General features: G+C 69.4%; 16 protein-coding genes. 3 read left to right on the top strand and 13 right to left on the bottom strand.

Annotated features, from left to right (window positions below):
- The first annotated feature begins 17 nt into the window (after window positions 1-17).
- The gene (locus AB0J95_RS35395; RefSeq protein WP_364768053.1) at window positions 18-977 is read left to right on the top strand and encodes an AsnC family transcriptional regulator; all 960 of its coding nucleotides are present in this window, start codon (window positions 18-20) and stop codon (window positions 975-977) included.
- On the opposite strand, the gene tsaE is transcribed toward AB0J95_RS35395, so the two are convergent.
- Genes tsaE through AB0J95_RS35415 form a run of 4 tightly spaced genes read right to left on the bottom strand, consistent with a single transcriptional unit; the run spans window position 974 to window position 4,520 of the window.
- Window positions 974-1,417 (bottom strand): tRNA (adenosine(37)-N6)-threonylcarbamoyltransferase complex ATPase subunit type 1 TsaE, encoded by a 444-nt coding sequence (gene tsaE, locus AB0J95_RS35400; protein WP_364768055.1) that lies wholly within the window; start codon window positions 1,415-1,417, stop codon window positions 974-976. The two genes, AB0J95_RS35395 and tsaE, sit on opposite strands and share 4 nt — an antisense overlap.
- 20 nt (window positions 1,418-1,437) lie before the next feature.
- Entirely contained in the window at window positions 1,438-2,523 is a 1,086-nt protein-coding gene (locus AB0J95_RS35405) for an alpha/beta hydrolase (protein WP_364768058.1), read from the bottom strand.
- Window positions 2,520-3,602, bottom strand: a complete 1,083-nt coding sequence (gene alr, locus AB0J95_RS35410) for an alanine racemase (RefSeq protein ID WP_364768587.1) — start codon at window positions 3,600-3,602, stop codon at window positions 2,520-2,522. The genes AB0J95_RS35405 and alr overlap by 4 nt, the downstream gene beginning before the upstream one ends.
- A 30-nt stretch (window positions 3,603-3,632) precedes the next feature.
- Complete coding sequence (locus AB0J95_RS35415) at window positions 3,633-4,520, bottom strand: SMP-30/gluconolactonase/LRE family protein (RefSeq protein WP_364768061.1); 888 nt, start codon at window positions 4,518-4,520, stop codon at window positions 3,633-3,635.
- 84 nt (window positions 4,521-4,604) lie between these two features.
- On the opposite strand from AB0J95_RS35415, the gene AB0J95_RS35420 reads away from it, so the two are divergent.
- Together AB0J95_RS35420 and AB0J95_RS35425 are read left to right on the top strand one after the other, a co-directional pair.
- The gene (locus AB0J95_RS35420; protein ID WP_364768064.1) at window positions 4,605-5,066 is read left to right on the top strand and encodes a MarR family transcriptional regulator; all 462 of its coding nucleotides are present in this window, start codon (window positions 4,605-4,607) and stop codon (window positions 5,064-5,066) included.
- 287 nt (window positions 5,067-5,353) lie between these two features.
- Window positions 5,354-5,986: a helix-turn-helix domain-containing protein gene (locus AB0J95_RS35425; protein WP_364768066.1), complete on the top strand. Its 633-nt coding sequence runs from the start codon at window positions 5,354-5,356 to the stop codon at window positions 5,984-5,986.
- On the opposite strand, the gene AB0J95_RS35430 is transcribed toward AB0J95_RS35425, so the two are convergent.
- From AB0J95_RS35430 to AB0J95_RS35470, 9 genes are all read right to left on the bottom strand, one after another.
- Window positions 5,973-7,361, bottom strand: a complete 1,389-nt coding sequence (locus AB0J95_RS35430) for an NAD(P)H-hydrate dehydratase (RefSeq protein WP_364768069.1) — start codon at window positions 7,359-7,361, stop codon at window positions 5,973-5,975. The two genes, AB0J95_RS35425 and AB0J95_RS35430, sit on opposite strands and share 14 nt — an antisense overlap.
- A gap of 10 nt (window positions 7,362-7,371) precedes the next feature.
- Window positions 7,372-8,142 carry an alpha/beta hydrolase gene (locus AB0J95_RS35435; RefSeq protein ID WP_364768072.1) on the bottom strand — a complete coding sequence of 257 codons (771 nt, stop codon included), beginning with the start codon at window positions 8,140-8,142 and terminating at the stop codon, window positions 7,372-7,374.
- 93 nt (window positions 8,143-8,235) lie between these two features.
- Window positions 8,236-8,550 (bottom strand): hypothetical protein, encoded by a 315-nt coding sequence (locus AB0J95_RS35440; RefSeq protein WP_364768074.1) that lies wholly within the window; start codon window positions 8,548-8,550, stop codon window positions 8,236-8,238.
- 37 nt (window positions 8,551-8,587) lie between these two features.
- Window positions 8,588-8,890 carry a hypothetical protein gene (locus AB0J95_RS35445; protein ID WP_364768077.1) on the bottom strand — a complete coding sequence of 101 codons (303 nt, stop codon included), beginning with the start codon at window positions 8,888-8,890 and terminating at the stop codon, window positions 8,588-8,590.
- The gene (locus AB0J95_RS35450; RefSeq protein ID WP_364768080.1) at window positions 8,887-10,305 is read right to left on the bottom strand and encodes a WXG100 family type VII secretion target; all 1,419 of its coding nucleotides are present in this window, start codon (window positions 10,303-10,305) and stop codon (window positions 8,887-8,889) included. Before AB0J95_RS35450 ends, AB0J95_RS35445 begins: the two co-directional genes overlap by 4 nt.
- Window positions 10,306-10,307: 2 nt before the next feature.
- Complete coding sequence (locus AB0J95_RS35455) at window positions 10,308-10,640, bottom strand: hypothetical protein (protein WP_364768083.1); 333 nt, start codon at window positions 10,638-10,640, stop codon at window positions 10,308-10,310.
- A gap of 19 nt (window positions 10,641-10,659) precedes the next feature.
- Window positions 10,660-11,208 (bottom strand): hypothetical protein, encoded by a 549-nt coding sequence (locus AB0J95_RS35460; RefSeq protein ID WP_364768085.1) that lies wholly within the window; start codon window positions 11,206-11,208, stop codon window positions 10,660-10,662.
- 16 nt (window positions 11,209-11,224) lie between these two features.
- Entirely contained in the window at window positions 11,225-13,519 is a 2,295-nt protein-coding gene (locus tag AB0J95_RS35465; protein ID WP_364768088.1) for a hypothetical protein, read from the bottom strand.
- On the bottom strand, window positions 13,519-13,845 hold the full coding sequence (locus AB0J95_RS35470) for a hypothetical protein (protein WP_364768091.1): 327 nt from the start codon (window positions 13,843-13,845) through the stop codon (window positions 13,519-13,521). Before AB0J95_RS35470 ends, AB0J95_RS35465 begins: the two co-directional genes overlap by 1 nt.
- Window positions 13,846-13,909: the final 64 nt, after the last annotated feature.

The raw sequence follows: 13,909 nt of genomic DNA on the forward strand, positions 1-13,909 counted from the left end.
TGAGTTACGCTTCGACGGTGGAACTCGACACGATCGACCGTCAGCTGATCCATGCGCTCAACCTGGACGGGCGGGCGCCGTTCAGCCGGATCGCCGAGGTGCTGGGCGTCTCCGACCAGACCGTGGCCCGCCGGTACCGGCAGCTGCGGGCAACGACGACCGCCCGCGTGGTCGGGTTGACCTACCCGTGGCGGGTGCAGGAGACCCGGTGGTACCTGCGGATTCGATGCGCACCGGATGTGTCCGTTTCGGTCGCTTCGGCGTTGGCGCACCGGCCGGACACGTACTGGGTGCGGATGTTGTCCGGGGGGACCGAACTGGACTGTGTCGTGCAGGGGCGTCATCAGGAGCCGGGGACGTTGCTGCTGCAGAAGTTGCCGCGCACGCCACGGGTTCTGGACGTGAGCGCACACAGTCTGTTGCACGTGTTCCTGGGTGGGGCGGACGAGCACTGCGGGATCATGCGCTACCTGACCCCCGAACAGGCGGATGCGTTGCGGTACAAGGTGTCCACTTCGGACGAGATGGTTGTACTGGAGGACGCGGACCATCGGATGCTGGCGGCGCTGGAACAGGACGGGCGGGCGAGTTTCGCCGAGCTGGCCAAGGTGACCGGGTGGTCGGAGTCGACGGTGAAGCGGCGGCTGGACCACCTCCGGGAGATCGGCGCGTTGTACTTCGACGTCGACATGGACATGCGGGCGCTGGGGTACCCGGTGGAGGCGCGGCTGTGGATGTCCGTGCCGCCCAGCAAGCTCGAGGAGATCGGCCGGGCGGTCGCGCGGCACCCCGAAGTGACTTTCGCCGCCGCCACAACGGGTTCGCGCAACCTGGTGGCGTCGATCGCCTGCCCCAGCACACCGGCGTTCTACACGTACCTCGTCGAGAAGCTCGGGGCGTTGAAGACAGTCGAGAACCTGGAGACCGCGCCGGTCATCCGGACCGTCAAACGCGGCGCGACCCTCCTGGCCGGCTAAAGGCGGGATTTCCAGCTGCCGTGGGGTTCGAGGTGGGCCGTGCGGGTGTCGTCGGGGTGTCGTTCGAGGCGGATCAGCAGGTAGTCCGTGGACAGCTGCTCGGCCAGGCCCTCGCCCCACTCGATGACGACCGCCGCGTCGGTCAGGTCGGTGTCCAGGTCGAGGTCGTCGACTTCCTCGATGTGGCCGATCAGGCGGTAGGCGTCGACGTGCACGAGCTGCACGCCCCGCCCGTCCGGGCCGGGTTTGTGCACGCGCTCGATCACGAAGGTGGGCGAACTGACCCGGCCCATCACCCCGAGGCCTTCGGCGATTCCGCGCACCAGAACGGTTTTGCCCGCGCCGAGGGGGCCGGCGAGCAGCACCAGGTCGCCCGCGGTCAGCAGTGCGCCGATCTTCCGTCCGAACTCGACGGTGTCCTCGACGAGAGGGAGTTTCATGCTCGTATCCGTGTTCGTGCTCATGCCCTGCGCCGCCACCATCTCCGACCCGCTCCACGACCGCTCGCACACTGCCGGACCAGGTCCATCAGGCTGATGTTGACCACGTCCGGCTGTTCCATGATGACCATGTGCCCGGCGCCGCGCACCCGGACCAGCTTGGCGTCCGGGAGCTCGGCGGCCATCCGCTCGGCGTGCGAGAACGGGGTCATCCGGTCCCGGTCACCGCTGAGCACAAGCACATAGCAGTGTTGCAGACCCGCTAAGGCCGCGTACCTGTTGTGGCTGCCCAAAGTCTCGATGAAGTCGGCGAGCACCCGAACCGGGGTGACGTCGAGCATGTCCATCAGGAAGTCCACCAGCCGGGGCGAGACACTGCGGCTGCCGAAAGCCAGCAGGCGCACGGCGCGGCGGGTGAGCTGGCCGCCTGCGGCGCGCACTAGCTCGACCAGACCTGGTTGCCAGTCGGCCAAAGTGCCGACGCTGCGGGTCAAAGGGTTGTAGCGGGACAGGATCGGCCGCGGCAGGCCGCTGGATCCGATCTCCCCCGCGGAGGTTCCGACCAGTGCGACGCCACGGACCCGGTCGGCGAACAGCTCGGGCTTCTGCTCGGCCAGCGCCATGATCGTCATCGCGCCCATCGAGTGTCCGACCAGGACTATCGGGCCTTTCGGGACCACCGCGCGTAAAACCGCGTCCAGGTCGCGGCCGAGCTGCTCGATCGTGCTGGACTCCTCGGAGGCCCGGCCGGACCGGCCGTGGCTGCGCTGGTCGTAGAGCACCTGCCGGACCCGGGGCTGGGTCTGTTCGGCGAACATCCGGCGCTGGAAGTGCCAGCACAGCCGGTTCACCGCGAACCCGTGCACCAGGACCACGGTGATCTCGGGGGTTCCGCCGTCGTCCGGGTCGATTTCCTCGACGGACAAAGGAACACCGTCGTCAGCCGCGACGGTGCAGGTACGGGTCGGTTTGAGCAGACCGAACGGCTCGTCGGCGTACAGGTCCTCGATATCGCGCCGCCTCGAGCGGACCGCGGCTCCTATGGCCGCACCAGTTGCCACGACACCCAATACCCCGCCGATCAGCCCGGCAACCCGCCCGTTCACTTCACCCCCAGATAGCGGCGGCGCACGCGTGGACGGTACATGTTCGTGACGATCTCGTAGTCGATGGTGCCCAGCAGGTCAGCCCACTCGGTGGCGGTCGGCTCACCGCGGTCGCCCGGGCCGAAGAGCAGCACCTCATCACCGGGTTTGACGTCGTCGTCCCCGCAGTCCACGACGATCTGGTCCATGCACACCCGGCCGACGACGGGTTTGCGCATGCCGTTGACGAGAACCTCAAGCCGCCCCGACAAACCGCGTGGTACGCCGTCGGCGTAACCGACCGGCACGAGCGCGAGCGTCGTGTCCCGCTCGGCGGTCCAGGTCTGGCCGTAGGACACCGATTCGCCCGCAGGGGTCCGCTTCGCGTGCACCACACTGGACCGGAACGTCATCACCGGACGCAGATCCTCGGGCTGCGGCACGGGGTTGAGCCCGTACATCGCGATACCGACCCGGACCATGTCGTAGGACAGGTCCGGGCGGGTCAGCGTGGCCGCCGAGTTCGCGAGGTGCCGCAACGGGGTCAGGCCGGCCTCCTGGGCGACCTCGTAGGCCCAGTCGAACCGGGCGCGCTGGCGCTCGATCGACGGGTCGCCGGGCTCGTCCGCGCTGGCCAGGTGCGACCAGATGGCGGCGACGTTGTGGTCCTTGGCCGCGTTCACCAGCTCGCGCCACAGCTCGGGCGGGCAGCCGTTGCGGTTCAGCCCGGTGTCGATCTTGAGGTGGATCCTGGCGCCCTCGGCCGCCTTGAGCTCGTCCAGGCTGGCCACGGACAGGTCCACGCCCGCCGCGACGGCCGCGCTCAGGTCCTCGCCCGCCGTGTAAAGCCAGGCCAGGATGGGCGCCTCGATGCCGTTCTCGCGCAGGTGCAGGGCTTCCGGGGCGGAACAGGAGCCCAGCCAGGTCGCGCCGCCCTGCAGCGCGGCCCTGGCGACGGGCACGGCGCCATGGCCGTAGCCGTCGGCCTTGACCACGGCCATGACTTGGGCGTGTGCGCGCCCGGCGAGCAGGGCGACGTTGTGCCGCAGGGCGTCGAGGTCGACGACCGCCTCAGCACGTGGCGCGTTCTGGTCGGACATAACGTCGCCCATGGTCGCACACGGCGAATGTCAGGCTCGGGTGAGGAAGAACTCGTCCGTGGTCCGGCCCTCGAGAATCAGCCAGTCGAGCCTGCCGTTCAGCACATAGTCACCGTATGGGGTGACGGCCACGGTGGTCGGCGCGGAGATCGGCCACGCCCGGTGGCTCCGGGTCGTCGCGGCGCTCCACCGGCCGACCGGGTCGAGCACGCTCACCGCGTCCACGCCCGGGCCGCCGAACGAGTTGGTCACCGCGATCAGCGACCCGTCCGGCCGCAGCGCCAGGCCGTCCCCGCCGGTCAGCGGCCGGTCCAACCGGACCTCGTCGATCCGGCCGGTGCCGGTGGCGATCCGGAACAGCTTGCCGGTCGAGTAGTTGACCACCAGCAGGAAGCCCAGCGGGTGCCAGACGATGCCGTTCGCGCCGATGTCCGGCGAACCGAGCCTCGGGTCGGTGACGAGCGGCGTCGCGCGGCCCTGCGGGTCGACGCGGGTGATCGTGGCGGAGTGGATGTCGGTGACGTAGGCGTTTCCGGCCCAGTCGATGGCCAGATCGTTCGGCGATGTACCGAATGTGGCCAGGTGCAGCGTCCGGCCGGTGCGCAGGTCGAAGATGCCGACGCCGGTCGAGGTGGCCGCCAGGATCCGGTTGCGGATGGCGTCCACGTGGACGCCAAACGTCTGCGTGACCTGCGCGTCGTGCACGAGGGTGCGGGTCTGGCCGTCGGGCCGGACGACGGAGATGTCGCCGTGCTGGAACGAGCCGATCAGGAACGCCTGCCTGCTGGGATCCCATGTCACACCTTCGGGGTGCAGCGTGGGGCCGTGCCCGGCGATCGCACTCGGGTACCGGCCGGCCACCGCGGGGCCGCAGACCAGCATCACCCCGGCCAGCACCAGGAGTAACAGCCTTCTCATCAGAACTCCTCCTAGGTTCAGTGTGCTCACCATAATCAGAGTTCTGATATCTATCAAAGTATTTACCGCACGTAGGCTGTTCTGATGCGGATGCCGGTCCCTGAGCGCCTCGGCGGCGACTTCAAGCAGGTCGTGGACGATCTGATGACGGCGAAGCAGGCGGCCGTGAAACCGGCCGGGCTGACCGTGCCGCAGTACTCGACGCTGCTGTTCCTGGTGGACAATCCCGGCATCTCGGCCGCGGCGCTCGCGCGGATGTGCCGCGTGACCCCGCAGACGATGACGACCATCCTGCACAACCTCGAGGCCGCCGGGCTGATCGTGCGGACGCCGCATCCCTGGCACCGCAACATGTTGGAGACTCGGCTGACCGAGGCCGGCCAGGCCGCGTTCGACGTCGCGGACCGGCGGGCGGTCTCGGTGGAACGACGGCTGGCCGCCGGGTTCAGCGACGAGGAGCTGGCGCTGCTGCGATCGTTACTGGCCCGCGCTTCCACGATCCTGACCGACGAGACTCCCGCCTGGGAAACGGAATTCGCCGACTAGGACCCGGTTGTGCACACCTCGTACACACCCTGTGTACTACCGATATACAACGTGCATACCGGTTGTGTACATGTTGCCTGGCAAGACCTCCACCCTTGACATACCCACTTCGTTCCAAGCCGGACAAAGTCCGCGCGCGCCCTGCCGGAAACGCCTGGTGGCGACACTGATGACCGCGTGCGCGAGGAGGTGTGTCCGGCGCCGTTCGTATCAAATCGAGCGACATTTTGGTGCGGATGTGACCAACTTGGGCCTCACTCAGTTGGGGGATACTGTAAGTTCGTTCAGTGGCGCAAGACAGGGCGGTCCGCCGGCGGGCGGCGCATTTGGGCCCGGAGAAACGACGGCCCCTCATTCTTGACTCCGCCCTGCAGGTGTACCTCGCACATGGCTACCGAGGCACATCCATGCAGGCCGTCGCCGATGCTGCGGGAGTTACCAAACCCGTGGTGTACGAGTGTTTCAAGAACCGCGACGAGTTATTGCTGGCGCTGCTGAGCCGCGAGGAGAAAAAACTGTTCGACGCGGTCATCGCGGCGCTGCCGAAGATGCCGTCCTTCGAGGACGTCGAGGCGCTGATCAGCTCCGGGCTCACCGCGTTCCTCAAGGCGGCCACCGAGGCCCCCGACTCGTGGCGCGTGGTCTTCGAGTCCTCACGCAACTCCGAGTCCGCGGTGGCCCGCCGGGTCCGGGCGGCGCGCGACACCATCCTGGGACGGTTGCGCGACCTTGTGATCATGTACCTGTCCACCATCGACGTTGCCGACACCGAACGCAAAGCGCCTGTGCTGGCCGAGTTGCTGGCGTCGATCTGCGAGAGCTGCGGCCGGATGATCGTCGTGGACAAGATGCCGTGGACGCCCGAGGACCTGGCGAACTACGTGTCGCGCCTGATGACGTTGGGTGTCACCAAAGCCTGACCTCGCGGATGGCGTCCGGGATCGCCGCCGCCACAGCGGAAGCGGGCGCCGGGGCGCCGCTGGCGGCGAGAGTCCCGGCGAGGCCGTGGATGTAGGCGGCGCAGCCCGCGGCCAGCCACGGGTCGACGCCCGCGGCCAGGACCGCGCCGAGGATTCCGGAAAGGACATCGCCGGAGCCCGCGGTGGCGAGCCAGGCCGAGGGAGCCTGGTTGACCAGCACGCGGCCGTTCGGGTCGGCCACGATTGTGTTGTAGCCCTTGAGAAGCACGACCGCGTTGAGCTTGGCCGCAAGCGCTTTCGCCGATCCCACACGGTCTTTGCCCAACTGGCCGAGCCGTGCGAACTCGCGGTCGTGCGGGGTGAGGACGACGGGGGTGTCGGGATCCCTGCGGTCCCACAGGTTCGGGTTCTCGGCGAGCAGGGTGATGCCGTCCGCGTCCACGCAGACCGGAACGCCGACGCCGAGGATGTGGCTGAGCAGTTCGCGGCCCGCGGTGCCGGTGCCGATCCCCGGGCCGACCACCCAGGCCTGGACCCGCCCGGCGTCGTTGACCGAGCCGGTGCTGACGATCTCCGGCCAGCGCTGCTGGACGTTGTCCGCGGCGGTCCCGGCGTAGCGGACCATCCCGGAGGTGGCGAGCACCGCGCCGCTCGCGGAAAGCACTGCGGCGCCTGGGTATGTGGCCGAGCCGGCGGCGATTCCCGTTACGCCCTGGGTGTATTTGTCGTCCGCGGGGCCGGGGATGGGCCACGCCTCGGCGACGTCCTCGTGGTCGAGGACGATCATGTCCGGGTCGTCCAGGGCTTGGGTGAGGCCGATGTCCAGGACCCGGACCTCGCCGCAGCGGGTGCTCAGCACGTGCACGGGTTTGCGGCCGCCGAAGGTGACCGTGACCGTCGCCGTGACGCAGGGGCCTTCTTCCGCGCCGGTGTCCGGATCGACGCCGCTGGGCTGGTCGATCGCGATGACCGGCGCGGTGATCCGCTCGACGATCGCCGCGGCTTCCGGTCGCAGGGCGCCTTTGCCTGAGATGCCAACGATTCCGTCGATGACGAGGTCATGGCCGGCCGGGGCGTCGACGATCCGGCCGCCCTTGGCCGTGAAGGCTTTGAGGCCTTCCTGGTGGGCGCGTTCGGGTTTGAGCAGGATCGCGTCGACCGCGATGCCCCGCCTGCGCAGGAACGCCCCGGCCCACAGCGCGTCGCCGCCGTTGTTGCCCGCGCCGACCAGGAGCAGTACCTTGCGCGGCTTGAACTCCGTGGCGCACACCGCCACACCGAACGCCGCCCGCTGCATCAACTTGGGCTCTGGCAGGGTTTTGAACACCTCTTGTTCGGCTGCCCTGACCCGGTCGGTCCGCCATACACCGCGCATGGGTGTCCTCTCAGGTTGCTAGCGGGGCGCCCTTGATGTCTTCCTCGAGGAACTCGGCGTAGGTCCTGTCGCCGGCGAGGTGGGTCCGGAAGAACGCGGTCAGCAGGGCGCGGGCGTAGCGCTGGGTCTTGCGTTCCGGTTTGCCCTGTACGAGCAGCTGGCTCCAGTGCCGGCCCTCGGTGAAGCCCAGGTGGCCGGCTTTGGGAAGTTCGCGCAGCTGGACCGGGCCGGCCCAGTTCTGGGCGATCAGGTCGGCGTTGCCCACGCCGGGTGCGACGAGATCGCGGCCCGCGGTGACGTGCAGGCCGGGCATGCGGCACTGCTGCGCGGCCATCGACGCCGACGGCCGGGACTCCGCGGCCGCGAGCGTGGCCACCGCTTTGATCCGCTCGTCGGCCGCGGCCGCGAGCACCGCGCTGCCACCCCCGAACGAATGCCCAGCGACCCCCAGCCGCTCGGGCGAGACCCGCACGTCCCCCAACCGCACCCCGATGGCCGCGTCCAGCGCCGCACTCAGGTCCGCCGCGAACAACCGGTGCGACCCGAACGGCCCCGTGTGCGTCCCGGGCGCGGCGACCACGATCCCCCACGACGCCAGATGCCGCAGCAACCCGTGGTAGCGCAACGGCGGCTGCAACCACCCGTGCCCGAACGCGATGGCGGGCAGGTCCCGCCCAGTCTTCGGGGTGAACACGACCCCACGCAGCCCGACCAGCCCCAAGTCCCCCCTCATCACCGTATGAGGTCCGGGCAACGACAGCTCGTACACCAGGCTCGCCATGCGCCGACGTTATCCGATCTCCGCCCCGCCCACCGCCCGGCCCCAGACAGCCCATCGTGAGTGGTTCCAACCGGCACAACCACTCACGATGGGCTATCCAGGCAGGAGGGGGCGTTTGGCCTTCCGAGGCTGGCCGGGCCATTTCAGGCGGATCGCGCACACCAGGACTAGGCCTTCCTCGCGGTCCTGGTACACCGTCACGATGAACATCCCGGCCCGCGCCAGCCGCCGGTCGAGGTAGTCCTCGGCGCACGCGCGGGTGTACGTCGTGAGCCAGGCCTGGTGCAGGGCGGGTGGGTGGGTGAGGCACCAGCCTTGGTCCTGGACGGTCTCGACGTATTCCAGGGTGCGGGAATCGCCGGTTACGCGGCGGTACTCGACGCGGTGACGATAGTTCCACCCGGCCATTCCGCGGATGATGTCCTGCGGAAATCAGCGTCAGGAATCAGGAATTCCGCATCCAGGTGTTCTGGTAGTACCCGGTGTCCGTGCCGTCGTCCTCGTCGGACGGTTTCGGCGGCGGAGGGCTGTTGCGGCGCGACAGCCAGGGGTTCTTCGGCGGAGGCGGCGGGGGTGGGGTCGCCGCGGCTGCCTGGCGGCGGGCGGTCTCCTCCTGGCGCGCCTTGTTCTCCGCCTCGCGCGTCTCGTACTGCGCCATGGCCTCGGTGATGCCCTGCCGGTGCCGCGTGGTGATCTGCTCGAACTCCGCCTTCATCGCCACCACGGCCGGGTCGGACTCGTCGATCATTTCCGCCCCTTCGGCTTGGTCTCGTACGGGTCCACGTCACCGATGACCATCGGCACGACCTCGGGCGCCGCGTCGGACAGCAGGTCACCCTGGATCCGCCACCGGCTCGGCTTGCGCTCCTGGTCACCGCCGCCCTGCCCGGCCCCCATCCCGCCCATCGGCATGCCACCCATGGGCGAGCCACCACCAGGCGGCGCTCCACCGGCAGCCGCGGCGGCCGCGTGCCCGGCCTGCTGCGGTTCCTGACTTGCCGCGGGCTGCTGGGCACCCACCAACGAACCGGGCCCAGCAGGCTGGTGCGAAGTGGCCGAACCGCCACCGCCTCCACCGCCGCCGGAGCCACCGCCCCCGCCACCACCAGAACCAGCCCGGCCGCCACCACCGCCGCCGCCCCCACCGGAGGGAACGGAGGCAGGCGGCGGCTGAGCGGTCAACGGCTGAGCGGCCCCAGGATGGTCAACGGTCAGGCTCAACCGCCCCTGGGCATCCCGCTCGGTGGTGATCCGCCGCTGCCCATCCTCGATGGTCACCGATTCCGGCGCTCCCGAGGGCGTGGTCCCAGCAGGCTCACCGGCCTTCACCCCGGCGAACGGGTCGAGATTCCCGCTGTGCAGCTTCTTCAACGCATCGTCCAAAGTGGACCAAGAGTCCGCGATCGCCTTTGACGTCTCGGAAAGCAGCTTACGCAACCCGTCGATGGCGCTGGAGTAGCTGTCGCACATGGCATCCAGCGCGTTGATGGCCTCGTGGCTCCACCACTTCTCCACGTTGCCCGCGTTGAGGTCCACCAGGTTCGGCCGCTGCAGTTCCGCGGGCGACAACGGACGCCCGAACGGCTGCTGCCCGGCCATGGCCTGATCGATGCGCCGGATCTGCTCCCGCCGCAGCTCCACCCCACCGGCCAGCTCGAACCGCCGCAACCCGCTGTGCTGCAAGCTGACGATCGCCTCACGCGTGGTGAGCCGGGCCAGGTCCAGCGCCGCGGCGAACTGGTTCAACGTGTCCCGGTAGACCGCGGCGGCCTTGCCAAGCTGGTCGAACGCGTCCACGGCGGCCTGCCCGGCCGGGCCGGACCAGGCGTCGTGCAGACGGCTGCGCATGCCGTCCGCGCCGATCCGCAGCTCCTCCGACGCGCCCCTCAGGTTCGCGAACCGTTGCGCGTCAGCGAAAAGAGGCCCGAACTCGATCCCGTTCAGCTCGTCGAACAGCCGGTCGTCCTCGGCACCCCACGGCTGGGCGGTCCACCCGCGCGCGGCCGGATGGTTGCGCCACGACTGGTAGATCTCGCCGTACCTGCCGGTCCTCGCCGACAGCATGTCGCGGAACCAGCCGAACGCGTTCTGCAGCTCGGGCCCGGAGCTGATGTCCTTGTCCACCACCGGTTTCAGCGCGGCGTTGAGCTCTGGCGCGGGCATGCTCAGAAGCTCCCGTCGACCTTCGCGATGTTCTGCTTGACGTCGGCGTCCGTCTCCGTCAGCAGCTTCTGTGAGGACGCCAGCGACCGGCTCATCGCCTCGACGATCGGACCGGCCTTGTCCAGCGCGTTGCGCAGCTGCTCACGCAGCTGGACATAGGTCTGCCCCACACCGGAACGCTGGGCCAGCACACCGAACTTGTCCGCGGTCAGGCCGTCGTCGCTGTGGGCATACTCGCGCACCGCGGCCACCGCGTCGGCGAACGCCGCCAGGTCCTTGCCGACCTCGGCGACCACCTCGTGGTCCATGCCGATGTCGTTCTTGCCGGTCACCATTCGTGCCCCCACACGTCAGCTAACTGAGCCAGCTCTGGCTCGACATGTCCTCGTCGTCGTCCTCCTGGCGCCTGCGGCGGCCCGGGCGGGGCGCCTGCGGCTGCTCCTGGTGGACGGGCGGCGGAGGCGTCTCCGCCTCGTCGTCCTCGAAACCGAACGACATCACCGGCTGCTCGGACGTACCGCGGAAGTGCTCCGGTTCCGGGATGGGATCCGGAATCGGCGGCGGGGGCGGGAACCCCATCGGCGGGGTCGGGCTGGACCAGGTGCTGGACGGCCGCTCCTCGTCCTCGAACTCGCCGAACGACATCACCGTGCTGACCTCGCGCGGCGCGGTCCACGGCGAGTCCGGGTCGGCAGCGGGCTGCGTCCGCGCCTTGCGGGCCGCGGCCGCCTGCTGGGTCAGCTCCTCCGCGCGGGCGTCCTTCTCCTGCTGCTCGCGCATCTCCTTGCCGCGCTGCTCGTCCGCGGCCAGCGCGCGCTCGTGGTCGGCCCGGTAGACCGCCGCGATCTCCTCGAACCGGATCCGGACCCGTTGCGCCTCAGGGCTTTCGTAGTACTCGAACACCCGCGGTCCCCCTCACTCAGCGCGCTTCGTTGTCCAGCAGCCCGGCGATCTGCGCCGCGTCCGCCGGTCCGTCGTCGAACAGGTCGCCCTGGGTGCTCCACTGGCTGGGGCTGCGTTCCTGTTCACCGCCGCCGGGCGCGCCCATGCCACCCATCATCGGCATCCCGCCACCCATCGCACCGGCCTGCATACCACCCGGCTGCTGGTGGTGCGCGCCGTCGTCCGGCAGCGTGGCCAGACCGGCCTCCCCGGCGGCGGGCGCCACCTGGTCGTGACCGCCGCCGTCGGCCAGCAGGTCGCCCTGGGTGGACCAGGTCGTGTCGGACAGGCCGTCGGTCCCGCCGCCGAAGTCGAACCCGACCGACTGCGTGGCCGTCAGCTGCGACGGCGCGGCGGCGGTGTCCGCCAGTGCGTGCTGCGGGCCGGAGTCCTGCGCGGTCGCCAGGTTCGACGAGTCCGCGTTGGCGAACCCGTGCTGCCGTGGGTCGTCCTGCGGCAACGAGTGCGCACCGCCGGTGGCGTTGTCGGCCGGGGCGGGCAGCGTGTGGGCCTGGCTCGGGTCGGTGTTCGGCTGGCCGATCACCGGCTGGGCCGGGTCCGGCGTGCCCGGGGTGAGGTGTCCCTGCCCCTGGGCGTCGTAGTCGATCAGGTACGTGGTCGGCTTGCCCGACCCGTCGTCGATGGTCAGCTTGACGTTCTCCGAGCCCGGCGGGTTCTGCTCGGCCGTGATGGTCACGTTGCCGTCGTGCAGGACCACCTTGCCGTCCGGCCCGGCGACCGCGTGCTGCACACCATCGGCGCCGGTGACCGGCTGACCGTCGGGACCCAGCTGCTGACCGGCCGGGCCGAACTGCTGGTTCTGCGGCGGCTGACCGTCCGGGCCGAGCTGCTGCTGCACGGGACGGCCATCCGGGCCTAGCTGACCGGTCTGCAGCGGTTTGCCGTCCGGGCCGACCGCCGCGTGCTGGCCCTGGGTGGCGTCCGGCTGGCTGAAGTCCATGTCGTAGGACTTCGGGTGGCCGGACCCGTCGTCCACGGTCATCTTGACGTGACCCTGGCCGTCCGGGCTGTTGACGGTGTACTTCTTGCTGCCGTCCTCGATCGTCACCGACTCGGGGTGCTGCTGCTGCCCGTTCTTGGTCGGGTCCTGCGAGGGGTCGACCGGCATCCCGGTGTCCACACTGGACGGATCGGTGCCGTCCTGCGGGTTGGCCTGCGGCTGCGACTCCTGCGGCTGCGGCTGTTCGATGGGCGGCGGCTGGTAGCTCTGGCTCGCGGTGCCGCCGGAACCGGTCTGCTGCGGGTAGCCGTTGCCATTCCCGTTGCCGTGTCCATTGCCGTTCCCGTCGCCATGGCCGTCCTGCGGCTGCTGCTGTTGCTGCTGGCCGCCGGGCGGCTGCAGCACGTCGAACGGGTTGGCGGTGGTGGGCATGGCGTCGGTGAAGGCCTGCATACCGTCGCTGACCGACTTGTGCGCGTTGTTGATCAGCGTACGGAACGACTCCATGGCGTTGCGGTAGTACCGCGCGAACTCGTCCATCTCGCGGATGAACGAGTCGGCGTAGATCTCCCAGCCGTGCCCCTCGTTGATGTCGATCAGGCCGGGTGTGTTGCGCAGGTCGTTCCAGGAGATCTCACCGGTGCCGTCGCCGTCGTCGTCGACGTCGTTGGTCCCCGACCAGTCGCGCCCGTAGGTGTGCGCCCGGTCGAGGTACATGATCAGCGTGCGCTTCTGGTTGAAGTCGAGCGAGTGGTACTTGTCCTTCATGTTCTTGATGTTCGGCATGTCCAGCTGGGACAGGTTGTAGATGGGCACCCGGCAGGCGCCCCACAACCCCTTGGCCGCCTTGGAGATCGTGTCGGCGGCGGTGCCGAAGTCGGTGATCGGCTTGGCGATCTCGTTGAACTTGTCCGCGGCCGCCGCACCGGTCTTGTCCGTCCACGCCGAGTGGATCCCGTTGACCCCGTTGGTCACGCTGGTCGATGCGGCGGCGGCGACCTTGGACAGGCTCTCGTAGCGGCCCGTCGCGTCCCAGAGCAGACCCATGTTGATGCCGCGCATCTCCGGGATCTTGGTCTTCTCGGCGGCGTCGTCCAGCATCGCGCGCTGCGGGTTCTTGGGGAACCGGACGTCGTCGGCGGCGGCGGGGTGCTCGCACCAGATGTTGTAGAGACCGCCCATGTCGTTGCCGGACATGAACGTGATGAACGAGTTCACCCGGTCGAGCAGCGCGTCCGAGGTGTCCGAGGAGTCCACCCCGGCCGGCTGGACGATCGCGTCGACAACGGGCTTGGCCAGAGCGTCACTCATCAGGCACCCCCGTCGGCCTTCGAGATGTTCTCCTTGTTCGACTGCTCGGTGCTGCCGTGCTGGTCGGCGGATGCCTTCAGGGTCGCGGCGACACCGTGGATGAACGCGGCCCCCTTGCCGAGCGACGCCTGCATGGCCGTGGCCAGCGCCTGGAACGCCTGACCGGCGATGTCGGACTTGCCGACGATCTTGCCGAAGTGCTCGGCCTTGGTCGGGTTCTGCGTGGCGTACTGGGTCACTCGGTCGAACGCCGTCCCCAGCGCGTCGATATCCGCGGCAACGGACCGTAGCTGGTCGGGTTTGATGTCCGTCTTCCCGTCCGGCATGGTCCCCCCTCTCCCTCTACTCCTGGCTGACATCCGGTTCGACGCACGCGGGCGCCACTCGGTG

The sequence above is a fragment of the Actinocrispum sp. NPDC049592 genome (assembly GCF_040675465.1).
In the GTDB taxonomy this organism is placed as follows: Bacteria; Actinomycetota; Actinomycetes; order Mycobacteriales; family Pseudonocardiaceae; genus Kibdelosporangium.

Coding starts and splice junctions, on each gene's coding strand:
- tsaE (WP_364768055.1), bottom strand. CDS start 1,417: ATGAAACTCCCTCTCGTCGAGGACACCGTCGAGTTCGGACGGAAGATC.
- alr (WP_364768587.1), bottom strand. CDS start 3,602: ATGTCCGACCAGAACGCGCCACGTGCTGAGGCGGTCGTCGACCTCGAC.
- AB0J95_RS35415 (WP_364768061.1), bottom strand. CDS start 4,520: ATGAGAAGGCTGTTACTCCTGGTGCTGGCCGGGGTGATGCTGGTCTGC.
- AB0J95_RS35420 (WP_364768064.1), top strand. CDS start 4,605: ATGCGGATGCCGGTCCCTGAGCGCCTCGGCGGCGACTTCAAGCAGGTC.
- AB0J95_RS35430 (WP_364768069.1), bottom strand. CDS start 7,361: ATGCGCGGTGTATGGCGGACCGACCGGGTCAGGGCAGCCGAACAAGAG.
- AB0J95_RS35435 (WP_364768072.1), bottom strand. CDS start 8,142: ATGGCGAGCCTGGTGTACGAGCTGTCGTTGCCCGGACCTCATACGGTG.
- AB0J95_RS35440 (WP_364768074.1), bottom strand. CDS start 8,550: ATGGCCGGGTGGAACTATCGTCACCGCGTCGAGTACCGCCGCGTAACC.
- AB0J95_RS35445 (WP_364768077.1), bottom strand. CDS start 8,890: ATGATCGACGAGTCCGACCCGGCCGTGGTGGCGATGAAGGCGGAGTTC.
- AB0J95_RS35450 (WP_364768080.1), bottom strand. CDS start 10,305: ATGCCCGCGCCAGAGCTCAACGCCGCGCTGAAACCGGTGGTGGACAAG.
- AB0J95_RS35455 (WP_364768083.1), bottom strand. CDS start 10,640: ATGGTGACCGGCAAGAACGACATCGGCATGGACCACGAGGTGGTCGCC.
- AB0J95_RS35465 (WP_364768088.1), bottom strand. CDS start 13,519: ATGAGTGACGCTCTGGCCAAGCCCGTTGTCGACGCGATCGTCCAGCCG.
- AB0J95_RS35470 (WP_364768091.1), bottom strand. CDS start 13,845: ATGCCGGACGGGAAGACGGACATCAAACCCGACCAGCTACGGTCCGTT.